Source organism: Salibacter sp., from assembly GCF_031581065.1.
In the GTDB taxonomy this organism is placed as follows: domain Bacteria; phylum Bacteroidota; class Bacteroidia; order Flavobacteriales_G; family Salibacteraceae; genus Salibacter.
Map to the genome: position 1 here is coordinate 1 of NZ_JAVLBN010000002.1, position 22,700 is coordinate 22,700.

General features: G+C 40.9%; 24 protein-coding genes and 1 tRNA gene. 18 read left to right on the plus strand and 7 right to left on the minus strand.

The annotated features are described in order from the left end of the window. From RI557_RS00610 to RI557_RS00640, 7 genes are all read left to right on the plus strand, one after another. On the plus strand, positions 1–673 hold a 673-nt coding region (locus RI557_RS00610; RefSeq protein WP_310681407.1), incomplete at its 5' end, for a chorismate-binding protein. Positions 674–704: 31 nt separating this feature from the next. After that, on the plus strand, positions 705–2,384 hold the full coding sequence (menD, locus tag RI557_RS00615; RefSeq protein WP_310668096.1) for a 2-succinyl-5-enolpyruvyl-6-hydroxy-3-cyclohexene-1-carboxylic-acid synthase: 1,680 nt from the start codon (positions 705–707) through the stop codon (positions 2,382–2,384). 2 nt (positions 2,385–2,386) lie between these two features. Next, positions 2,387–3,211 carry a 1,4-dihydroxy-2-naphthoyl-CoA synthase gene (menB, locus tag RI557_RS00620; protein ID WP_310668097.1) on the plus strand — a complete coding sequence of 275 codons (825 nt, stop codon included), beginning with the start codon at positions 2,387–2,389 and terminating at the stop codon, positions 3,209–3,211. Continuing rightward, positions 3,211–3,714 (plus strand): PH domain-containing protein, encoded by a 504-nt coding sequence (locus RI557_RS00625; protein WP_310668098.1) that lies wholly within the window; start codon positions 3,211–3,213, stop codon positions 3,712–3,714. The genes menB and RI557_RS00625 overlap by 1 nt, the downstream gene beginning before the upstream one ends. Next, the gene (locus RI557_RS00630) at positions 3,707–5,218 is read left to right on the plus strand and encodes a PH domain-containing protein (protein WP_310681415.1); all 1,512 of its coding nucleotides are present in this window, start codon (positions 3,707–3,709) and stop codon (positions 5,216–5,218) included. The genes RI557_RS00625 and RI557_RS00630 overlap by 8 nt, the downstream gene beginning before the upstream one ends. 11 nt (positions 5,219–5,229) lie before the next feature. Next, positions 5,230–6,135 carry a 1,4-dihydroxy-2-naphthoate polyprenyltransferase gene (locus tag RI557_RS00635; RefSeq protein WP_310681417.1) on the plus strand — a complete coding sequence of 302 codons (906 nt, stop codon included), beginning with the start codon at positions 5,230–5,232 and terminating at the stop codon, positions 6,133–6,135. After that, positions 6,132–6,749, plus strand: a complete 618-nt coding sequence (locus RI557_RS00640; RefSeq protein WP_310668101.1) for a LysE family transporter — start codon at positions 6,132–6,134, stop codon at positions 6,747–6,749. The genes RI557_RS00635 and RI557_RS00640 overlap by 4 nt, the downstream gene beginning before the upstream one ends. A 1-nt stretch (position 6,750) precedes the next feature. On the opposite strand, the gene RI557_RS00645 is transcribed toward RI557_RS00640, so the two are convergent. Further along, positions 6,751–7,926, minus strand: coding sequence for an aminotransferase class I/II-fold pyridoxal phosphate-dependent enzyme (locus RI557_RS00645; RefSeq protein ID WP_310668102.1), 1,176 nt, complete (start codon positions 7,924–7,926; stop codon positions 6,751–6,753). Positions 7,927–8,058: 132 nt separating this feature from the next. Between RI557_RS00645 and tpx the strand changes: the two genes are divergently transcribed. Beyond that, positions 8,059–8,574: a thiol peroxidase gene (gene tpx / locus RI557_RS00650; protein ID WP_310681419.1), complete on the plus strand. Its 516-nt coding sequence runs from the start codon at positions 8,059–8,061 to the stop codon at positions 8,572–8,574. A 52-nt stretch (positions 8,575–8,626) separates the two neighbouring features. On the opposite strand, the gene RI557_RS00655 is transcribed toward tpx, so the two are convergent. Genes RI557_RS00655 through aat form a run of 3 tightly spaced genes read right to left on the minus strand, consistent with a single transcriptional unit; the run spans position 8,627 to position 11,154 of the window. After that, the gene (locus tag RI557_RS00655) at positions 8,627–9,721 is read right to left on the minus strand and encodes a ferredoxin--NADP reductase (RefSeq protein WP_310681421.1); all 1,095 of its coding nucleotides are present in this window, start codon (positions 9,719–9,721) and stop codon (positions 8,627–8,629) included. Between the two features lie 43 nt (positions 9,722–9,764). After that, positions 9,765–10,451: a hypothetical protein gene (locus tag RI557_RS00660; protein WP_310681423.1), complete on the minus strand. Its 687-nt coding sequence runs from the start codon at positions 10,449–10,451 to the stop codon at positions 9,765–9,767. Beyond that, positions 10,444–11,154 (minus strand): leucyl/phenylalanyl-tRNA--protein transferase, encoded by a 711-nt coding sequence (aat, locus tag RI557_RS00665; protein ID WP_310668106.1) that lies wholly within the window; start codon positions 11,152–11,154, stop codon positions 10,444–10,446. Before aat ends, RI557_RS00660 begins: the two co-directional genes overlap by 8 nt. 40 nt (positions 11,155–11,194) lie before the next feature. On the opposite strand from aat, the gene RI557_RS00670 reads away from it, so the two are divergent. Both RI557_RS00670 and alr read left to right on the plus strand, forming a co-directional pair. Further along, on the plus strand, positions 11,195–11,770 hold the full coding sequence (locus RI557_RS00670) for a methionine-R-sulfoxide reductase (RefSeq protein WP_310668107.1): 576 nt from the start codon (positions 11,195–11,197) through the stop codon (positions 11,768–11,770). Positions 11,771–11,779: 9 nt separating this feature from the next. After that, entirely contained in the window at positions 11,780–12,937 is a 1,158-nt protein-coding gene (gene alr, locus RI557_RS00675) for an alanine racemase (RefSeq protein ID WP_310681425.1), read from the plus strand. A gap of 11 nt (positions 12,938–12,948) precedes the next feature. Here the strand turns inward: alr and RI557_RS00680 are convergent, their stop codons facing one another. Further along, positions 12,949–13,665 (minus strand): hypothetical protein, encoded by a 717-nt coding sequence (locus RI557_RS00680; RefSeq protein ID WP_310681427.1) that lies wholly within the window; start codon positions 13,663–13,665, stop codon positions 12,949–12,951. 80 nt (positions 13,666–13,745) lie between these two features. After that, positions 13,746–13,819: transfer RNA gene (locus RI557_RS00685), tRNA-Met, on the minus strand. 105 nt (positions 13,820–13,924) lie between these two features. Between RI557_RS00685 and RI557_RS00690 the strand changes: the two genes are divergently transcribed. From RI557_RS00690 to RI557_RS00715, 6 genes are all read left to right on the plus strand, one after another. Further along, entirely contained in the window at positions 13,925–14,572 is a 648-nt protein-coding gene (locus tag RI557_RS00690; protein WP_310681429.1) for a phosphatase PAP2 family protein, read from the plus strand. A 70-nt stretch (positions 14,573–14,642) separates the two neighbouring features. Then, entirely contained in the window at positions 14,643–15,026 is a 384-nt protein-coding gene (locus RI557_RS00695) for an START-like domain-containing protein (protein ID WP_310668111.1), read from the plus strand. Between the two features lie 63 nt (positions 15,027–15,089). Next, positions 15,090–16,535, plus strand: coding sequence for an LptF/LptG family permease (locus tag RI557_RS00700; RefSeq protein ID WP_310681432.1), 1,446 nt, complete (start codon positions 15,090–15,092; stop codon positions 16,533–16,535). After that, positions 16,532–17,728: a glycosyltransferase family 4 protein gene (locus RI557_RS00705; RefSeq protein WP_310668113.1), complete on the plus strand. Its 1,197-nt coding sequence runs from the start codon at positions 16,532–16,534 to the stop codon at positions 17,726–17,728. The genes RI557_RS00700 and RI557_RS00705 overlap by 4 nt, the downstream gene beginning before the upstream one ends. Positions 17,729–17,744: 16 nt before the next feature. Next, a complete protein-coding gene (locus RI557_RS00710) occupies positions 17,745–18,914 on the plus strand; it encodes a glycosyltransferase (protein ID WP_310681434.1) in 1,170 nt (389 codons plus the stop codon). A gap of 74 nt (positions 18,915–18,988) precedes the next feature. Further along, complete coding sequence (locus tag RI557_RS00715; RefSeq protein WP_310668115.1) at positions 18,989–19,570, plus strand: hypothetical protein; 582 nt, start codon at positions 18,989–18,991, stop codon at positions 19,568–19,570. 66 nt (positions 19,571–19,636) lie between these two features. Here RI557_RS00715 and RI557_RS00720 read toward each other — a convergent pair whose 3' ends face one another. Further along, positions 19,637–20,329 carry a response regulator transcription factor gene (locus RI557_RS00720; protein ID WP_310668116.1) on the minus strand — a complete coding sequence of 231 codons (693 nt, stop codon included), beginning with the start codon at positions 20,327–20,329 and terminating at the stop codon, positions 19,637–19,639. A 137-nt stretch (positions 20,330–20,466) separates the two neighbouring features. Between RI557_RS00720 and RI557_RS00725 the strand changes: the two genes are divergently transcribed. Then, the gene (locus RI557_RS00725; protein WP_310681436.1) at positions 20,467–21,312 is read left to right on the plus strand and encodes a transketolase; all 846 of its coding nucleotides are present in this window, start codon (positions 20,467–20,469) and stop codon (positions 21,310–21,312) included. Positions 21,313–21,333: 21 nt separating this feature from the next. Beyond that, positions 21,334–22,698: a VWA domain-containing protein gene (locus RI557_RS00730; protein WP_310681438.1), complete on the plus strand. Its 1,365-nt coding sequence runs from the start codon at positions 21,334–21,336 to the stop codon at positions 22,696–22,698. Positions 22,699–22,700 lie beyond the last annotated feature (2 nt).

The window sequence follows — 22,700 nt, forward strand, 5'->3', positions numbered from 1 at the left end:
CGGGGGCTTTGAACATTTGTGGTCGCTCTACAAGGCTCTGACCGATAAATACAAAAACGCATTTGTGTACCTCTTCAATCACCCTACAACTGGCACGTGGATGGGCGCAACTCCCGAAACGCTTCTCACTCAAAATGAAAATTCCCTGGAAACAGTTTCGCTTGCTGGTACTCAACCCAAAAGCGAACGCGGAAAATACACGTGGGAAGAAAAAGAAGCTGAGGAACAGCAATACGTATCAGATTATATTGAAGAATTATTGCAGGATTTGAACTTTCAGTACGCTATTGAAGGTCCGGCAACTATTGAGGCTGGTCCGGTTGCTCACTTGATGTCAAAATTCAGAATTAAATCAAACAACGAGTGGGACAAAACACTCGACCTGTTGAATGAATTGCATCCAACTCCTGCCGTTTGCGGATTGCCCAAAGACCGTGCTGAAGAGTACATTCAAAAAATAGAAAAGCACGACCGAAAGTTCTACACAGGCTACCTCGGCCCCATCAACGAAGACGGCACATTTAGGATGTTTGTCAATTTGCGTTGCATGGAGGTCTTTGAAAACTCCTTAGCTTTGTACGTTGGAGGCGGCATAACAAGCGATTCATCTCCTGAGAGTGAATGGAAAGAAACGCAATTAAAAGCCGAGACATTAAAAGCAGTTCTGTTGTGAACTGCAAAGCAATAATGTTGTTACGTACAAAATGACTTCGAATAAACGCACAGTTCAACAACTCATTACTATTTGCAAGGAAAAGGGAATCCGTGATGTAGTTATTTCACCGGGTTCTCGCAATGCTCCACTTATCATCGGTTTTACCAAAGACCCATATTTCAACTGTATCAATATTCCCGATGAACGCGTGGCAGCTTTCATTGCTCTGGGAATGACGCAGGAAAGCGGAGTGCCAACCATCATAACCTGCACATCAGGATCGGCTGTGCTCAATTATCACCCGGCAATCAGTGAGGCTTATTATCAGAACCTGCCCGTTATTGTCGTTTCGGCAGACAGACCGCAAGAGTTCATAGATCAGGCTGATGGGCAAACTATCAGGCAGGTCAAAGCGCTTCAAAACCACACCGTTTACAACACAACTCTCTTTGAACGAGACGATGACGAAGATACACAGTGGAAAAACAGCTACGAGATCAACAAGGCGCTCGAAACAGCCACTTTCCCAAATCCGGGTCCGGTTCATATCAATATTCCATTTTCAGAACCGCTCTACGACACTGATGAAGAACCGCTGGAAACAAAAAACTTCTCCACTCTTGTTCCCTGTCAGAGCCTGAATCCGCAGCAGATCGACCAACTCCAAACGGAGTGGGATCAGCTACCAAACCGACTCATCATTGTGGGGATGCAAAAGCCCAATCCGGAGTTAGAAGACGTTTTGTTCGAACTCGCTGATACCGATCAGGCTGTAGTGATGACGGAAACCACCTCTAACCTATCGGGCGAAAATATTTTGACATGCATCGATCGCGTGATCAACACCATTGATGATGAAAAACTCCAGAAACTAAAACCAGACTTACTTATTACTATTGGCGGGCCAATCGTTTCAAAAAAGATCAAGAAACTACTCCGCTCCTTTCACATTCAGAACCATTGGCACATCGCCAATCAGGGACTTGTTTTGGATACTTACAAAGCACTTACCCGCCACATCCCGATGAAAGCTGAAAAGGTACTCAGCGAGCTGGACTTTGGATCTGACCGAAAAGAATATGCTCAACTCTGGAAAAAGATAAATGCTGAAAAGCGCACTGGTCATCAAAACGCAACAAATGAAGTTGAATGGAGTGACATGGCCGTTTTCAAAGAATTGAATGCTTTCATCCCGAATGATAGCGTCATTCAAACAGCCAATAGTTCGCCCATTCGCTACATGCAGCTTTTCAACTGGAACAACTCGATCGTGCAATTTGCCAATCGCGGCACCAGCGGAATTGACGGCTGCACTTCTACTGCTCTTGGCTACGCGCTCAAAACGAATAAACTGGTTACACTCATTACAGGTGACATCTCATTTTTTTACGACAGCAATGCCTTTTTCCACAATCACGTTCCTGATAATTTGCGCATCATTTTAATCAATAATGGCGGAGGCAATATTTTCAGGATTATTCCCGGTCCTAAAACATCAGGAGCGCTGGAACAGCATTTTGAGAGTCATCACAATTTCCACGCTCGCGAAATCGCCAAAGCATTTTGGATGGATTACGAGTTTGCCGATGACGAAAAGTCTCTACAAACGGCTCTGACCAAGGCCTACCATGAAGATACTGAAAACGCGCTGATTGTTGAAATTTCAACTCCGCGTGAACAAAATGACCTTATTTTAGCTGAATATTTCAAAGCATTAAAACAATCATAACTATGGCTACAGATAGAAGCTGGAAAACGATAAAAGAGTTTGAAGACATTAAGTTTGAGCTATTTGAGGGAATAGCAAAAATCACGATCAACCGTCCTGAGGTTTACAATGCTTTTAGACCCGAGACGAATATGGAGATTTTGGAAGCCCTTGAAATGACCCGCGAAAGACAGGATGTGGGCGTTGTGGTTATCACTGGTGCCGGAGAAAAAGCATTTTGCTCTGGCGGAGATCAAAACGTAAAAGGTAAAGGTGGTTATGTTGGTGACGATGGCGTTCCCCGCCTCAATGTGCTCGACATTCACAAAGTGATTCGCAGTTTACCAAAGCCGGTTATTGCAATGGTAAATGGCTATGCAATTGGCGGTGGTCACGTGCTTCACGTGGTTTGTGATTTGACAATTGCCTCTGAGAACGCGCGTTTTGGTCAAACAGGACCTAAAGTTGGAAGTTTTGATGCCGGCTTTGGTTCGTCTTACTTAGCTCGTCACGTTGGGCAAAAGAAAGCGCGTGAAATTTGGTTCTTGTGTGAGCAGTACACCGCTAAAGAAGCTGAACAAATGGGAATGGTGAATACTGTTGTTCCGCTCGAAGATTTGGAAGATACAACTGTAAAATGGTGTAAAACGATTATGAAACGTTCTCCGCTCGCGATTCGCATGATCAAGCGCGGACTCAATGCAGAGCTTGACGGTCAGCGCGGACTCATGGAGTTTGCCGGTGACGCAACACTCATGTATTATTTGATGGACGAAGCACAAGAAGGAAAAAACGCCTTTTTGGAAAAACGCGATCCAGACTTCCAACAATTTCCTAAATTTCCATAATGGAATTTACCAATCAAAATATTGAACTCTCCTCCCTTCCCGAGGTTGAGGATAGTGATTTTCACGGATTAGAAAAAGATTATCTCTACATGCGACTTACAGCATGGGGAATTTTCTTTTTCGTAAGTGGATTAGTATTCAGTATTTGGTCGCTGTTTGGATCATTTACCTGGTGGCACTGGCTTGCTCCGTGGGCGGCACTTTTAGCTTTTATTTTAGTTATTGAAATAAAAGGTTTTAGCATCAAAGGCTACTCGATCAGGGAAAAAGACATTTCTTACAAAAGCGGACTCATCTTTTTCAGTATGACCTCCATACCTTTCAATCGCATACAGCATTGTGAGGTAGGACAAGGTCCGCTGGGAAGAGCCTTCGATTTGGCTGCCGTTAAAATTTACACAGCCGGTGGAAGTTCGAGCGATATTATCATAAGAGGCTTGCAAGAAGAACGCGCTCAAAAGTTGAGAGACTACATCACTAAGCTCAGTGCCAATTATGAGTGAGATCGATCTTTCCACAAAGAAAAGACAAGCGCCTATTGGCGTAGCGATTCTCTTTATTCTCAACTTGAGGAAGGCTATAAACCTGTTCATTCCCTTTCTCTTTTTGAAATATGGTGCAGGGTCTTCGTTGTTGGGAATCAGCCTCTATGCAATTGGTATTATTCTATTTCTAGGATTCATCGCGTTTTCGTATTTCGAGTACAAAAATTTCTTCTTTTACGCTGTTGAAGACAAGTTTATCATTGAACGCGGAGTTTTCAGGAAAGATAAAACCACCATTCCATTCGAGCGTATTCAAACTGTTCACACCGCTCAAAACCTGGCACAGCAAATATTTAAGGTTGTAGGTCTAAAAATTGATACAGCAGGAAGTGCCGATAACGAAATAGAGATTCCGGCACTTGATAGGTCTTACGCTCGCAGCCTTCAAGAGTATTTACTCAAGAAAAAAGAAAAAGACAAAAAACAACAGTCAGAACCGGGCGAAGAAGAAACAATCGAACAACCCGAAGTTGAAAGCTGGGAAAAACCTATCTTAAAGTTATCGATTAAAGACCTGCTAAAAGTTGGACTCACTGAAAACCACTTGCGCTCCGGATTAATTCTCTTTGCTGTAGTAAACGGTTACATCTGGCAATTTGAGGAGTTTTTGTTGGAGCCCTTTGAACCATATTTAGAAGAAGCAGAAGGTTGGCTCACACAATGGGTACTTCTACTCCCCTTCACTATTCTCGTATTTGTTGTCGTTTCAGTTGCCTTCTCATTGATAAGAATTGTACTGCGCTATTACAATTTGCAGTTCTTTCTCAACGAACGCGGTTTGGTTCTGAAAAGCGGATTGCTCAAGCGCAATGAGTTTCACGTTCCCAGGAACAAAATACAGTACTTCAAATGGTCGAGTAATCCGCTGAGAAAATTACTCGGCTTTAAAACTTTTGTCGTCAAGCAGGCCGGTGTCAATGAAAACAGAGAAGATAAACGAACTGTAAGCGTTCCCGGATGCAAAAACAAACAACTCATCGATGTGCTTCAGGAATTTTATCCCGAACGTTATTCGGGGAAGTTTCATCGTTTAGGCTCTCACCGGTTACTTTTTTTCCAACGATTTATTTGGCTGGTCATCATGCCTTCCATTATCGTTACAGCTTCCTTTTATGCGAGTGAACTCACCTGGCACTACTTTGTTCCAATTCCACTTTTCGTTATTCTGGGTGCTTTTTGGGCACATAAATTTCAACGATCAGTTCAATTTAGAACAAATGGAGATGTCATCGAAATCAAAAAAGGCTGGATTTTTCCTTCTCACCTTTCCATCACGATGTACAAATTGCAAAATGTGAGCCTGAATAGAAGTATATTCCAAAGAAGGCGTGACCTTTCAACACTGGTTTTCTTCACAGCAGCCGGAGATGAAAGCATGCCACATCTCAGCCACAACGATGCCATCGACATTTATAATTTTGTCCTCTATAAAATTGAAAGTTCACAAAAGAGCTGGATGTAACCAGTAACCTCATGGCGACAATTCAAAACTGGATTTCAACATTTCGTTTGCGCACACTGCCACTGGCTTTATCGGTCATTATTTTGGGATCGCTTCTCGCTTATGCTAACGGATTTAAGAATTATGTCGTGACGCTTTTAGCGGTTCTGACCACTCTTTTTTTGCAAATCCTAAGCAACGTAGCTAACGATTACGGAGATGGTGTAAAAGGAACCGACAATGACGAGCGGATTGGTCCGCAGCGCGCTATTCAAAGTGGAGCTATTGGTCAGAGCGCAATGAAGATGGCCGTCATTATCCTCAGTCTTTTGGCTTTTATTAGCGGGATTTCGCTCATCCTCTTTGCGATTCCATCAAGTGAATTGTTGAAGGCCGCTGTATTCCTGATTTTGGGATTGGTGTCGATTTGGGCAGCCATCAAATACACTGTTGGAAAAGATGCTTACGGTTACCGCGGAATGGGCGATTTATTCGTGTTTATTTTCTTTGGTTTAGTTGGTGTTTGCGGCACATTTTACCTGCATGCAAACGAACTACCGCTGGATATTTTTTTACCCGCATCAGCAATTGGATTTTTGAGTACAGGCGTGCTCAACCTCAACAACATGCGCGACTTCAACAGCGATAAAAATGCGGGTAAAAACACACTTGTAGTAAACATAGGTCTTAAGACTGCTAAGAGATACCACACAACACTATTGATTGGGGCTTTGATTCTTAGCATCGTTTACGTCTTCCTCAATAGCGGAATCGAATGGTCGAGTTACCTTTTTCTTTTGGTGAGTCCGCTCGTGATTTTCAACCTCAAAAAAGTTTTCCAAATTAAAGATCCCAAACAACTCGATCCACTACTCAAGCAGCTCGCTATTACAACACTCCTGTACAGCATACTTTTTGGAACTGGACAATTATTATGAGTTACTGGGGAGAATTATTGACCATAGCCGGAATTCATTTATTGGCCGTTGCCAGCCCCGGTCCTGACTTTGCTATTGTGTTGAGGCAAAGTTTACGGTTCGGATCGAATACAGGTAGGGAAACTGCCATCGGTGTGGGAACCGGTATTCTCATTCACGCTACGTATTCGGTACTCGGGTTCGGACTATTGATTTCAAAATACGAGTGGCTCTACAACGGAATGCGGTATTTAGCTGCCGGATATTTATTGTTCCTTGCTTACCAGGGTTTCAAAGCTAAACGCGTTGAGTACAAAGCTGTGCAAAGTGAAAAGCGGGAAATTTCGTTCAAAAAAGCATTTTCAAAAGGATTTTTGGTCAACGCCTTCAACCCTAAAGTAACGCTCTTCTTTTTGAGTATTTATACGGCTGTTGTAAGTGAATCCACACCCTTTTCATGGCAGGTTGTTTACGGAATTTACATGGCCGTAGCAACCATGATTTGGTTTTCGATTGTCGCTACACTTTTTGGTCAGAGCCAAATAAGAAACTGGTACAACCGCTACAACAACATCTTTGAAAAAGTAATTGCTATTGCGCTAACATTTCTGGCAATAAAACTGATTTGGGGATAACTTACTTGACTTTGTGAACGAACTCTCCTGCACCGCTATTCAAAACTTTTCGAATAATCGATACTACTTTACTGAGTTGCTCCTCTGTCATGGCACTACCCGATGGTAAACACAAACCATTTTCAAAAAGACTCTGACTTACATTAGAGCCGTAAAACGAATATTTTTGAAAAACCGGCTGAAGATGCAAAGGCTTCCACAACGGCCTCGATTCAATATTTCTTGATTCAAGTGCTAGTCTCAAGTGTTCACGCGTTATACCAAATGTTTTTTCAGGATCAACGAGAATTACAGTAAGCCACCTATTGCTGTAATGCCCGTATGGTTCAACTAAAAATGAAATTCCTTCAGCATCTTTTAAGGCATCAAAATAGAAATCAAAAATCTCTCTTCTTCGCCTAACTCTACTGTCAAGGACTTCCATTTGACCACAACCAATTCCAGCACAAATATTACTCATTCGATAGTTGTACCCAATATGAGAATGCTGATAATGAACAGCATTGTCTTTTGCCTGAGTACTCAAAAACCGAGCATATTCAACAATATGCCAATCGTTAGAAATTAGTGCACCTCCTCCACTAGTGGTAATAATTTTATTTCCATTAAAAGAAAGTACAGCCATTCTACCAAAAGTTCCGCAATACTTACCCATGTAAGTTGATCCGGCAGCTTCAGCGCTATCTTCAATCAAAGGAATGTCATATTTCATGGCGATGTTTTGTATTTCAACCCATTTAGCGGGCATACCGTACAAATCAACACCAATAATAGCTTTGGGCTTAATACCCTTTTCTTTCAGATCCTGTATTGCTTCCTCTAAAACAAGAGGGTCTAAATTCCAGGTGTCGTACTCGCTATCGATGAAAACCGGCTCAGCTCCCAGGTAACGAATTGGATTGGCACTGGCAGAAAAAGTGAGCGATTGAGTAAGAACATAATCTCCGTTTCCAACTCCTAAGTTAATTAGAGCCAAATGAAGTGCAGCAGTTCCGCTAGAAAGAGCTGCTACTGCACCAACGTTGAAATATTCTTTAATCAATGTTTCAAAACGCTTTAAGTGAGGCCCTGCAGGCGCTACCCAATTTTGGTCAAAAGCTTCTTCAACATATGACCTCTCCTTCTCACCAATGTGAGGAGGAGATAACCATATTTTTTCATCGTTCAGTGACTTCATACTCAATTGTTAGGTTGAGGTCAAAAATAACATATTAAAATATTTATTGTGTTTTTTTTTTAAACTTATTGAGTTAGAAGGAAATTTAACATACATTTTTTTCACCTTTGTTCAAAATTCAAAGATAAAAACATGGAAACTGTAAACTTGAAAGGATTCCCTGTACCCCTTAACGGTGAATTGCCCAATGAAGGCGTTAAAGCACAGGATTTTTACTATGTGAAAGGCAACCTCAATGAAGAGAGTCTTTACGATGTAGATGTAAAAGTAAAAATACTCATTTCGGTTCCCAGTCTTGATACAAACGTTTGCCAGGTTGAGACTTCTAAGTTCAACGAAAAGTTGGCAAAAATGAAAGATGTTAAGGCTCTTATCATCTCAAAAGACCTGCCGTTTGCTCAAAAACGTTTTTGTGATTCAGCAAAAATCAACAACGTTGAGGCTGTAAGTGATTTCCGTTATGGAGATTTTGGCGAAGATTATGGCGTTTTGATGACAGACGGAGCTTTAAAAGGGCTTTTGGCAAGAGCTGTGGTTGTACTCGATAAAGACAATAAGATACACTATTCAGAACTCGTTTCAGACATTTTAATGGAACCCGATTACGATAGTGTGATCGAAGAAGTGGAAGAACTCCTCAAGAAATAAAAAATAAAAGTGAGGATGCATCAAAACCGTGTTTTGATGCATCCTCACTACTTTAAGCATCGTAATCAACCGTGATCTCAGGTGTTACCGGCTGAGCCTGGCAGGTGAGCACAAATCCTTCTTCTATTTCATCATCGAGTAGAACGTAATTCATGCGCATCACAGCTTTTCCTTTTTCTATCTTGGCCATGCACGTACTGCAAGTTGCTCCCCTACATGAATAAGGAGCATCAACTCCCTGGTCATTAGCTGCATCTAAGATTGTAGTTCCGGCAGGTACCGTAATTTCATGCTCCTCATCATCTAAAAGAATAGTTGCTTTGGATTCAACTGGCGACATATCTTCAGATTCATCTTTTTCTGCACTTTCCGGCTCTTGCTCAGGAGTTGAGAAATATTCCATTTTCACTCGGTCAGATCCAACACGTGCCGTTTCAAGAGCTGTTTGCACACTATCCATCAAGCCATTAGGGCCGCATAGATAGAAAATTGGTTCTGATTCGAGATTCGTGTATTCTCTTATCAGGTGTAATGCTTTTTTGTAATCGACTCTGCCTACTGCCCAGTCACCGTAATCAGATACATGTGCATCGCGGTTGTTGGGTTTACTCAAAATGTGATATACCTGAAACTTTACGGGGTATTCATCGATGAGTTTATTGAGATCGTCTTTAAAAATCACTGTCGATTCGTTGGAATTGGCATAGAAAAGCACACATTGGCTATTCGGCTCTGACCGTAAAATTTTTTTCAGCATACTGAGTACTGGCGTGATGCCACTTCCTCCTGCAAAAAATACATGTTGACGAGCTTCGTTTTCGTCAATTTCAGGAACAAATCGTCCTTCGGGCTCACTCACTTCAACTTCATCACCCACTTTTAACTCTTCGTTGATGAGAGTTGACATTTTTCCTCCTTCAACAAGTTTTACGGCAATCCTGTGCTCCCGGTCATAATCCCACTCGCTACAGAGGGAATAAGAACGTCTTATTTCTTCTCCGTTCACTTTCATTTTGAGCGTGAGATATTGACCGCTCGTGTACTTGAAATCATCGATCAAGTCGTCTGGTACATCAAACTTAACTGATACTGTATCAGCAGTTTCCTTCTTTATTTCTTCTACTTTTATGTTGTGGAACTTAGCCATATCTATTTAAAATTTGTGCAAATGTATCACAATCGACAAATTCTCAACTCTTTAGTTTTAGTGTCTTTTGTATTCGTAAAAACTCTTTTTTCAAACTTTTGGCATGATCAGTTGATGTGTCTAAATTTAAGATCTTCTCTCCTATTTTTTTATCACTGAATACTAGCTCATTAGCTATTTCTAATACTTCAGGGGTTAAAACCTGATCATTTTGTTTAACCTCTTTTTGCTCATCTTGTTCAATTGAAAATTCATTTTCGAAAAAATGGTAAAACAGAATCAAATAAGCACAATCCAGCTCGATAAGTCTGCTCAAAAAGATGTTCATATATCCGGCAGATTGAGCCCTGGAAAAGTTCAGTTTTTCCTGTGATGTGAGCTTTTCATACTTCCTGACAACCGTTTTAAACGAGCTATGTTCAGTCTCATTAAGAACCGTGTAGGCTCTGTCTACATTTTTGAAAACCGGGTTTTCCTCCGGCTTTTCGAGATTTCCAAATCGCTCTTCGTCAGTTTGTTTTAATTGGTCAGATCCGTAGAGCACGTCCAGTGCCTGCTGAATTTTCACAAGTCGTTTTCGCTTGGCATTAAACAGGTATGGAACAGCTGTACTCATGAAAATAAAATTCTTGATATCGAAAAGTTGTTTTTGAACCTGGGAAAGAAGTTCCTCCTGTGAAATATCAGAATCTGAAATGCTTAAGGTACTTAACGCTACTTCTCTATTCATCCTCTTTACTCCAGTTTTTCCACGAACCCTGAAGAGAATCAAAGTCAAGCAGTACTTCAAGGTGTTCACTGTATTTACTCCGTGGAATATTTAAGGCGCCAAATCTACTCAAATGATCAGTGTAAACCTGGCAATCGATAAGCTTTATTCCTCTATTGATTAATTGTGGAACGAGAGTGGCAAAACCAACTTTTGAAGCGTTGCTGACGAGTGAAAACATACTCTCTCCAAAGTATGCTCTGCCCAGGCTTGTACCGAATAATCCGCCCACTAACTCACCATCTTGCCATACTTCAACCGAGTGAGAAAAACCGAGGCGATGAATTTCACAGAATGTTTCTTTTAATTCATCAGTTATCCAGGTTCCGTCCTGTCCGGCTCGTGGTACGTTTTGACATTTGTTTATGACTTCTTCAAAAGCGTGATCAAAGGTGACGGTAAACTGTTTTTTTCGCATTACCTGTCGTAAACTTTTTGAAGTCTTGTAATTCTCAGGATATAAAACAAAGCGAGGATCAGGAGCCCACCACAAAATTGGAGTTTCGTCACTATACCAGGGAAATATTCCTTTTTGATAAGCTAACAAAACCCTCTGCGGACTCACATCTCCACCCATAGCCAAAATGCCTTCAGCATCAGCTAAATCAACGGGTGGGAATTTCAACTCTCCAGATAAAAAATGTATTTGTCGCCTGTGATCCACGTTATTAATAATACTTAAACCATAAAATCATGGCTAAATTATGGAACAAATTGCACCTTTGCCAGTTTTTAGATGTATGTACATTTTATTGAAGAAATACAGTTTGATTGGCTTATTGGTTTTATTCGCTATGAATGCCTGCAGCCAAAATAATGATAATAAAGAACAAGATAGTATGAATGTTGATCCGTCATCTTTTGAAATTAAGAAAGAAGGAAGCTACAACGAATTAACTCCTGAAGAGGAGCGTGTCATTATCAATAAAGGAACGGAGTACCCTGGAACCGGAATTTACCTCGATCATGATGAAACCGGTGTGTACATTTGCAAACGCTGCAATGCTCCACTTTATCGTTCAAAAGACAAATTTGATGCGCATTGTGGCTGGCCCAGTTTTGATGATGAAATACAGGGAGCTGTTAAAAGAGTTCCTGATGCTGACGGTCGCAGAACTGAAATTATCTGCAACAATTGCAACGCTCACCTAGGTCATGTATTTACCGGTGAAGGTTACACTGAAAAAAACACCCGTCACTGTGTAAATAGTGTTTCGCTCGGTTTCATACCTGCAGAAAAATGGAATAAAATTCAGGATTCTCTACGAACTCAAGATTAAAGACGCTATATGGTTCGACACTCCTCTCGAATTGAGCTGAGTCAAAGTGCACTAAAAACAAATTTCAATTTTATAAGGAAAAAAGTCAATGACGATACGCGGCTTTCGGCTGTGGTAAAAGCCAATGCCTATGGCCACGGCATTGAGCAATACGTTCCTATGGCAGAAAAATGCGGAGTCAATCACTTTTCAGTAGCCTCAGCACACGAGGCTGAAGAGGTTCTGAATGTTTGCTCTACTTCCTCCTCTATCATGATTATGGGAATCATGTATGATGAAGATCTACCATGGGCTATAGAAAATGAAATTGAGTTTTACGTTTTTGACACCACCAGATTGGAAAAAACTCTCAATGCAGCTGAAGAAATTGGAAAGCAGGCTAAAGTCCACCTCGAAGTTGAAACGGGTGCCAACCGAACCGGACTCATTGAATCGAGCTTTAAAAAGACGCTCACCTTTATTAAGAAAAATCAGGGTCATTTTAGTTTTGAAGGATTGTGTACGCACTTTGGCGGAGCTGAAAGCTTGTCAAATGAGTTTAAAGTAACAAAACAGTTCAAGCGTTTTCAGTGGTATTATAAGCAGTGTAAAACAAAAAATCTATTGCCAAAAAACAGGCATTTAGCATCATCTGCAGCAACTTTCATGTATCCTGAATCTCATTATGAAATGGTTCGAGTTGGCGTTGCTCAGTACGGTTTTTGGCCAAGTCCTGATATTTATTACCACCATCTCACCAAAGTGGAAAAACAATACGAAAACGGATTAAAACGCGTATTCACCTGGAAAACAGATGTCATGGACATCAGAACCGTGAAAGAAGGTGAATTCATCGGTTACGGAACTGCTTACCAGGCAACTCATGAAATGCGTATTGCAGTTCTTCCGCTCGGTTATTCAAATGGTTACCCCAGAGCGCAGAGCAACCGCGGTCACGTTTTGATTCGCGGCAAGAAAGCACCAATCGTTGGGCTCATCAACATGAACCTTTTCATGGTGGATGTTACCCACATTCCAAATGCTGAAATTGGTGATGAAGTATTGCTCATCGGTCGGCAAAAGAACAATGTGATCAACGTGGCTTCTTTCACAAATTCTTCTTTCCTATTGAATCAGGAAATGATGAGCAGGTTGCCTTCAGCTATACCGAGAAGAATTAAGCGATAAAATGATAACGGTCAGAGCCCTACACCAGCCGGCTTAAAGGTTCTGACCTTGCTTTCGTCATCCTTTCCAGCTTTAGTGAGCTCCAATATTTCAGATGGAGAAGGATAAATATCGATAATTTTTTGGCGGTAGCTTTCCGGAAGTCTTTCGTTAGCAAGAATGAATTCTTTCATGCAAACAAGGTGATCTCCGCAACCACTTTCAACAGCAAAATGATCAGCAGATTGTTCCGCTTTTTTCATGAAGCTTTCTGATAGTACGTAGCGGGTACCAAATTTCACCATATCCCAGTTTGATCGATTACGGTAATCCATCACGTGCCCCAGTTCATGAGCAAACCAACCTTCAATTACATCATTTGAGAAATTTTTAAGATAGAGCGTATCGTCTTCCCATCCTATGATTGAGCGTATTTTGATTTTGTATTCTCTACTATCCTTTGACTTGAAAAGGAAATTCATCTTTGGTTGCGCCTGCATGATGCAATTCGTGATGGAATTATCGACAATGAAATCGATTTGTGTCTTTTGTAAATCAGGAAAGTGAGTAAGCGCTCTCATAGCTGCAAGTCGCACTTTACGATCTAAAGGATCAGGAAAATCTACAAAACCGGAATGAGTATCATTAGCTGATTGTGTGTTGTTCCCTAAAACTTGCTTGAATGACTGGCTAAAAACGAGTGCGCCAATGGTCAAAATAATGAAAATATAAAATACGCGCTTAATCATGCTTTTTAATACGCTTTACAAGCAAACTTGTTGCCAAAAAAATAGCGATTAAGGGTATTCCCAAAATCGCTACACTTTAGTAGCGCAGGAGGGACTCGAACCCTCGACCTCAGCATTATGAGTGCTGCGCTCTAACCACCTGAGCTACCGCGCCAAAACTCCCTTGTTTCAAAGGGGCTGCAAATATAAAAGTTTCTTTCTTTTTTCAAACATGAATTCGCGTATTCATTAAATGCTTTTCACTTTCTTTGCCCGCGCTATGAAAAAAGTACTGAAGGAACATGTCTGGTTTTGGTGGACTTACGCCATTTTTCTAGCCTTTGGAATTGTGATAATTTCATTGGGAAATCAAATGGATGTACACCTCATGTTGAACAAATTTCACCTTCCTCCACTCGATTTCTTTTTTAAATACGCCACGCATCTTGCCAGTGGATATTCCATTGTAGCCTTTACGCTTATCTTTTTAGTAATGAAAGTGAAATGGGGTCTTTTGGTGGGATTGAGTCAATTGATAAGCGCGCCCATTACTCAATTTCTAAAACGCGGTATGTTTGACTGGGTATTCAGACCCGGCTTTTACTACGAGCAGATGTCTGAAATTACCCCACACCTTGTAGAAGGAGTGAATTTACAACACCGGTTCAGCTTTCCCAGCGGTCATGCTACGGCAGCTTTCAGTCTTTTCCTGGCGCTGGCTCTGAACACTAAAAATAGAATTTTGAATTTTATTCTTGCTCTTTGTGCAGTTACAGTGAGCTACTCGCGGGTTTACATTTCGCAACATTTTTTTGAAGATATTATTGCAGGCTCAATCATTGGAATAAGCGGAGCTGTAATGGCTTATTTATTCATTAATCACAGCCTGGCTAACAACTTATGGATGGAAAAAGGATTGATAAAGTAGAGTTATAAGAAGTCGGATAATTATATAATTTTACCTATATTGTCAGCAGCATATTACTAAATCACGAACTATGGATGAAAGAAAGGAATTCAAACTAGAATATATCATCAAATCTTCACCTAATATTCTCTTCAAGTACCTGAGTACACCAAGCGGTATATCAGAGTGGTTCTGTGACAACGTGAATATCAAAGACGATATTTTCAACTTTTACTGGGACGGAAGTGAAGACGCTGCAAAAATGCTCGAAAAGAAAGATAAAAAATTGATTCGGTTTCAATGGCTCGATGATGAGGGATCTGATTATTATTTTGAATTTGAACTCAAGAAAGATGCCTTAACCAATGAAACAGCTCTCATCATCACAGATTTTGCTGAAGATGACGAAAAAGAAGAAGCTGTATTGTTGTGGGATAGCCAGGTTGACGATTTAAAGCACATCCTAGGTTCATAAAAGTTTTGGCATGTGTACTCAAGCGTCTATTTTTGCCGTTTAAGTGCATATAATTAGTACGCATTGAAAATCCTCGACAAGTTTTTAATTAAGACCTTTATTGGTCCTTTTATTCTTACATTCTTCATCACACTGTTCATCCTGGAGATGCAATTCCTGTGGCAGTATTTTGAAGACATGGTAGGAAAAGGACTTGAAGCCACCGTTTTGGTAAAGCTCCTGCTCTACGCATCGGCATCACTGGTGAGTATGGCATTGCCGCTCGCAATTTTGCTTTCCTCTATCATGACATTTGGTAGCCTTGGCGAAAATTACGAGCTGGTTTCCATGAAATCTGCCGGCATTTCGCTAAACCGCATCATGCGGCCACTTTTCGTTTTTTCCATCTTTTTGGCGATTGTCACATTTTATTTTTCAAACAATATTTTACCGGTTGCAAACCTTAAATTTAAGTCACTGCTCTACGATGTTATGCATCAACGGCCTGCTTTAGATTTCAAACCCGGAGTTTTTTACAGTGGGATTGATGGTTACGTGATAAGGATACAGGACAAAAGTAAAGATGGTCAGATCCTGGAAGAAGTCCTCATCTACGACCACACCTCCTCTAACACGAACCGAAAAGTCATCATGGCTGAAACCGGGAAAATCTTCCTTACTAAAGATGGCAAGTACCTCATCATGCAGCTTTTTGACGGTAACCAGTACGAGGAAATACCGGAAAAGGACAAACCGATGTTCAGGTCTGATTTTGAAGAACACACTATTAGGTTTAATCTATCGGGCTTCCAGTTCAAGCGAACCGATGAAGATATGTTCAAGAGCCACTACCAAATGCTCAACATCAATCAACTGCAAACATCATCAGATTCACTGCAAGAAGCCAAAACAGAACGTATTCAGGATTTCAAAAAATCGATGGATGTTAGACTCGCTGTTTACCGCGATACCAACAGGGTTGAAAACTTAGCCGATGTCGCTATTCCAGACTCAGCAGTTCCACATTTTGATTCACTCAAAGCTACCCAAAACGTTTCAGTAATTGTGACTGCATCAAATCTTGCAAGAGCTTCTAAAACTTACGCAGCAGCCATGAATCAGGAGTTGAGAAGCAGACGCGAACGAATTGCAAGACACGAAATTGAGTTTCACCGCAAGTTTTCTCTTTCCATCGCCTGTATAATTCTCTTTTTAGTAGGAGCTCCAATGGGTGCAATAATCAGGAAGGGCGGACTCGGAATGCCATTTATCGTATCAGTAATATTCTTCCTCATTTACCACATCTCCAGCATTACAGGAGAAAAACTTGTTAAGCAGCTAGAAATGCCTGCCTGGCAGGGAATGTGGGTGTCTACAGTAATTCTGGCTCCTGTTGGTGCCTTCCTCACTTACAAAGCCACAACTGATAGTATTTTACTCGACAGTGCCTACTACACCAAAATAACCTCAAATCTTAAACGTATTTTTGTTAAACCCTTTGTCAGGATATTTTCAAAGCGTAAACGATGAAAGTATTACAACTGTGTCATAAAACTCCTTTTCCCGCTAATGACGGTGGAACCAAAGCGATGCAAGCCATTGCAAGGGGACTCATTGACAACGGTTGCGAAGTTGATGTTCTTTCTATCGCTACTTACAAACATCCTGAGCCTGAACCCGGCTCCAGTGATCTTGCAGATAAAACAAACGCTCAATTCATCGAAGTTGATACCAAAGTTAAATGGATGGGTGCTTTAAAAGGTCTTTTTCAAAAAGACTCGTATCACACATCCCGCTTTGTTGACGAAAAGTTCAATTCGGTTCTGACCGAGACACTCCAAAACAAAAACTACGATGTGGTTATTTTTGAGTCGCTGTTTACAGCTCCGTACTTAGCTACGGTCAGAGCCCACTCAAAAGCAAAGTGTGTTTACCGCGAGCACAACATTGAGTCGCAGCTTTGGGAAGCGCGCTCACAAAGCGAAAACGCACTCAACAAAAAAGTACTACAAAATTTCAACAATAAGCTCAAGCGGTTTGAATTTTCAATTGTGAACGGTTTTGATGCCATTGCCTGCATAAGCGAAAGAGATCTCAATATTTTGAAAGAAAACGGACTCGAAGTCCCGGCTGATGTGATTCCGTATGGTATTTCGATGATTGAAAAACCCAGGCAGCAAAGCAATAAAAAACGAATTAGCTTTTTGGGATCTTTGGATTGGGAGCCTAATGTTGAAGGTCTCAACTGGTTTATTGAAAAGGTTTGGGATAAAGTTCATGAATCGTATCCATCGTGGAGTTTTCACATCGGAGGACGAAATGCATCAGAGCAATTTAAAGAATCCTTACCTCCCACTATCACTTTTGATGGTGAAATCAATGATGCTGATGAATTCATTGAATCGTCAAATATTGTAATCGTTCCGCTTTTTACCGGTAGTGGAATCAGAATTAAACTGATTGAAGCTGTTTCAAAGGGAATTCCGGTCGTGACAACTACAACCGGGGCTCGCGGTTTACCGGGTAATTACAAAGATGCCGTACTAATTGCCGATAATAAAACTGAGTTTTTTCAGGCTCTCTCTCTACTTTGCAGTAGCAGCAAAAAACGCGAAGAAACTGGTCAAAGCGGATTTCAATACTGTAATCAGCATTTTGAAATGAAAAAAGTTGCCGGGAGCTTTATCGAGTTTGTGAAAAACCTGAAAGTAGAATCAATATAACCTATTAACGCTCAGCATGAAAATACTCGTCTTACTTTCCCGGGTTCCCTGGCCGCTTGAAAAAGGCGACAAGTTGAGAGCGTTTCATCACATCAAAGAAATGAGCAGGCAACATGAGATTATTCTCTGCTGCCTAAGTGATAAAAAGGTTAACCCACAATCAACAAAAGTACTTTCACAATACTGCAGCCAGGTCCACATTTTCAGACTCAATAAAATTGCAATTTTTTTCCGCCTGGTCAGAGCCCTATTCAGCTCAAAGCCATTTCAGGTTCATTATTTTTACAAAAAATCGGTGCAGAAACAAATCGACAAAATTGTTGAACAGGAAATGCCGGCTCATATTTATGTACAATTGATCAGAACCGCTGAGTACGCCAAAAAGTATCCGTTCATTCCCAACACTTTTGATTACATGGATGCTTTTTCACGTGGAGTTGAACGCAGAATTAAATACAGCATTCCGGGATTGAGGAGACTTTTCATCGCTGAGTCTAACCGATTGAAACACTATGAAGCAAGCGTTTTTAAGTTTTTTCAAAACAAAATCATCATCTCTGAGCAAGATCGGGATCTCATTCCTCATCCAGATAAAAACGAAATTGAAATTATTCCAAATGGTGTCGATTTAGAATTTTATCAACCAACTTCAGATGATCCCAAATACACAATTGGTTTTACAGGAAATATGGCTTACCCACCCAATGTAAGAGCCGCATTTTTCTTAGCAACTGAAGTGCTCCCTCTCGTTAAAAAGGAAATTCCGCATGCATCACTCTTAATCAGTGGCACCAACCCAATTCCTAAGATAAAGTCGTTACACAACGGAGAAGATATTTTCGTCACCGGCTGGGTAAAAGATATTCGCGACTCTTATACGTTAGCTGATATTTTTGTGGCACCTATGCAAATAGGAACCGGACTCCAAAATAAACTCCTGGAAGCAATGGCGATGAAGAAGCCTTGCGTCACGAGCGAACTCGCAAACAGAGCACTTGGAGCTAAAGATGGTAAAGAAGTAATAATAGGCTCAAGCGCTCAGGATTACGCCAATATAGTTGTGGATCTGACCAAAAATAAAGATGAAAAAAGGCAACTTGCTAAAAACGGCTATCAATTTGTACAACAAAACTTTAGCTGGAATAAGAACTGCAAAAAACTCTTGCAGATCATCGAAAAACAGTAATTTGGCACAACACTTGATTAATAAATAAAACGAAGAGAAATTTTAGACTAACTTTGAATTTTAAATCAAAAATTATGAAAACAATTAGAACACTCGCAGCTCTTGCATTCGGTAGCTTTTTAATCCTATCAGCTCCAGCTTGTAAAGACAAAGAAAAAGCTTCTGGCGAAAAACCAAAAGGTGAAGAATTAGTAAATGTTTACTGCTCAGGACCTGAGTACTTCACAACAAAAGAAAAATTTAGAGCTAACGCAATTGGCGAATCTCTCGATCAAATGACTTCTAAGAAAAAAGCATTGAGTAATGCTCGTGCAGAACTCGCTGCAAACATTCAAACAACCATGAAAGTTGTTGGTGACAATTATGTGAAGTCAAGTGAATTCAACAACAAAGAAGAAATCACTGAAACTTTTCAGGAAAACGCGAGAACAGTTGTAAACCAACAAATTCAAGGTGTTCGTACAATTTGCGAAAAACAGACAAAAACTGTTGAAGGAAAGTACAAAACGTACATCGCAATTGAACTTGGAGCTCAGGAACTTCTCCAGGCTTACAATGAAAGACTCTCAAATGAAGAGCAGTTAAAAGCCGATTACAACTACGAAAAGTTCAAAGATACTTTTGAAGCAGAAATGGAAAAAATGAGTAATCAGTAAACCTATTACTCCAATTAAAAGAAGGCTACTGATTATCGGTAGCCTCTTTTTACCTTTATTAAAATGTCAATTCGTAAACCGATACCCTACTCCTCTCACAGAATGAAAATACTTTGGTTTGCGTGGGTTTTCTTCAAAGTACTTCCTGAAATTGAGAATAAAATTATCAATCGTTCGGGTGCTGGGAAACACATCGTATCCCCATACTTTTTCTAAGATCTGTTCGCGGGAAACAACTTCATCTTTGTGGTTAATTAAAAGCTGTAATAGCTTCGCTTCTCTGGCTGTGATCTGTTTTGATTGCCCATCGTGGGTTTTGATCTGGAATGATGAAAAATTCACTTCGTTTGGACCAAATGAATAAACCGAGCGCTGTTCCGGTTCTGACCGTGAAGTTGTTCTTTCAACAAGTTTGTTGACACGCAATAAAAACTCTTCCAGATTAAATGGCTTCGTGAGATAATCATCGGCTCCAATTTTGAGTCCCTCCACACGATCTTGTCCGCCATCTTTAGCCGTTAAAAAGAGAATAGGCACCTGCCTGTTTTCGAGTCTGATCGTTTCACAAACCGCAAAACCATCCATTTTAGGCAACATAACGTCCAGCACAATTACATCAAACCTTTCCTGTTTGAACCTGTCAACGGCCTCCTCACCATCAGTAGCAGTAGTTACATCGTAACCTTCGAGCTCGAGATTGAGAACCAATCCTTCCAAAATGTGCTCTTCATCTTCAACAACCAAAACGCGTTTACTCATGCCTCAAAAATGTAAAAACTAACTGATATTACCATTATTGAGCAGTTATCAACAACCTTTGAGGATATTTTTCATGAGCAAAGCTTCACTGACTTTTTTCATAAATGTACCTTCGCAGCCGAGATAATCATTATAACATGGCTGATAGTAAAGAACTCAAACAAATCGCTTCTCAGGTTCGCAGGGACATTGTGCGCATGGTTCATTCTGCACAGAGCGGTCACCCGGGAGGCTCTCTTGGTTGCGCTGATCTTTTTGTAGCGCTGTACTTCGATATTTTAAAAAACGATCCAAAAAACTTTACGCTTGACGGAAAAGATGAAAACCTCTTTTTCCTTTCAAACGGGCACATTTCTCCTGTTTGGTACAGTACGCTAGCGAGAAAAGGATTTTTTGAACTGTCAGAACTCAAAACTTTCCGCCAGCTCGATTCCAGGTTACAGGGACACCCCGCTACTGAAGAAGGTTTAACCGGAATTAGAGTAGCGAGCGGATCACTCGGTCAGGGACTCAGTGTTGCGTCAGGTGCGGCTCTGACCAAAAAACTCAATGGCGAAGACAAACTCGTTTACGTTCTCATGGGCGATGGCGAGCAACAAGAAGGCCAGGTTTGGGAAGCAGCCATGTTTGCAGCTCACAAAAAAATCGACAACCTCATCGGCTTCATAGACTGGAATAACCGCCAAATTGACGGTGATGTGACTGATGTTTTGGATCTGAAAGACTTAAGAGCTAAATACGAAAGCTTTGGTTGGGAAGTCCTCGAAATGGATGGCAACAACATGGATATGATCCTCGATACTGTTGGCGAAGCTCAAAAAATGACCGGCCGCGGAAAACCGATCATGATCCTCATGAAAACCGAGATGGGTCAGGGTGTTGATTTTATGATGGGAACGCACAAGTGGCACGGTGTTGCGCCCAATGATGAACAATTGGAACAAGCTTTGCAACAACTCGATGAAACACTTGGCGATTATTGAGCCATCTGAAATAACATCAACATGAAAAGCCGCATTTTATTATTCGTTTTTATCCTTTTTACTCAGCTCGTTATCGGTCAGAGCCAAAGCGCTATGACACGAGTTTTGTTCATCTACGATGCTTCCAACAGCATGAACAAAGAATGGGAAAGCGGTACGCGGCACTCAGTGGCTCACAACCTTATCAACAGTGCACTCGATAGCTTAAAGGACAAGCCTAATCTTCAATTGGCATTGCGTGTTTACGGACACCAGAGCAGCTATCGACAGGGTCAGGATTGTGACGACACAAAGCTGGAAGTTCCATTTGGCAATAAGCGTGTAAAAGCTATCCAGAAGAAGTTAAAAGAGATTACACCAAAAGGCACTACTCCAATTGCGAGAACGCTTGAAAAAGCAGGTGACGACTTTCCCGATTGTGAAGATTGCCGCAATATCATCATTCTCATAACTGACGGAATTGAAGAATGCGATGGCGATCCCTGTGCTGTTTCCCGAATGCTGCAAAAAAGAGGAATTACATTAAAACCTTTCATCATTGGCATTGGGATGGATGAAAATTTCAAAAAAACATTCAAATGTGTTGGTAACTTCTTTGATGCAAGCAACGAAAAAACATTTGACAATGTGTTGAATATCGTGATATCCCAGGCTCTGAACAGTACAACAGCTCAGCTAAACTTACTCGATGTTTACGGAAATCCAACTGAGACGAATGTACCTTACACATTCTTCGATCGTTTCATGAATGAAGACATTGTAAACTATGTACACACGATGAATGCTGTTGGAAATCCTGATACGATTTACCTCGACCCCAGTTCAACATACGATTTAACGGTTTTCACAACTCCGGCCGTTATGAAAGACAGTATCACATTAACACCAGGAAAGCACAATATTATTGGTGTTCAGGCCGGACAGGGAACTTTAGAACTCAAGAAATCAGGATCAATTTCCAGCAAGCAGGCAGTTGCAATTGTAAGACAGGGTGGTAAAATGAAAACCCTCAACGCTCAAAAACTGGGTACAGATGAAAAATACCTTGTGGGGACTTATGACCTTGAAATCCTAACGCTGCCTCGCACTTATATCAACGATGTTGAAATCAAACAGAGCCATACCACTACTATTGAAATTCCACCACCGGGGCTGGTGACCATCATGAAAAACCTTACAGGATATGGTGGCATTTACAAGCTGGAAGGAAATGAAGCTACCTGGGTAACCAATCTCAATCCCGCAGCTACAAACGAATCAGTCAAACTACAACCTGGTAGATACCGCGTAGTTTTTAGAAGCAAGAGCTCAAACAATTCAAAATATACACGAGTAGAAGAATTTTCAATATCTCCCGGAGAATCACGGGTTGTTAATTTGAAGTAATT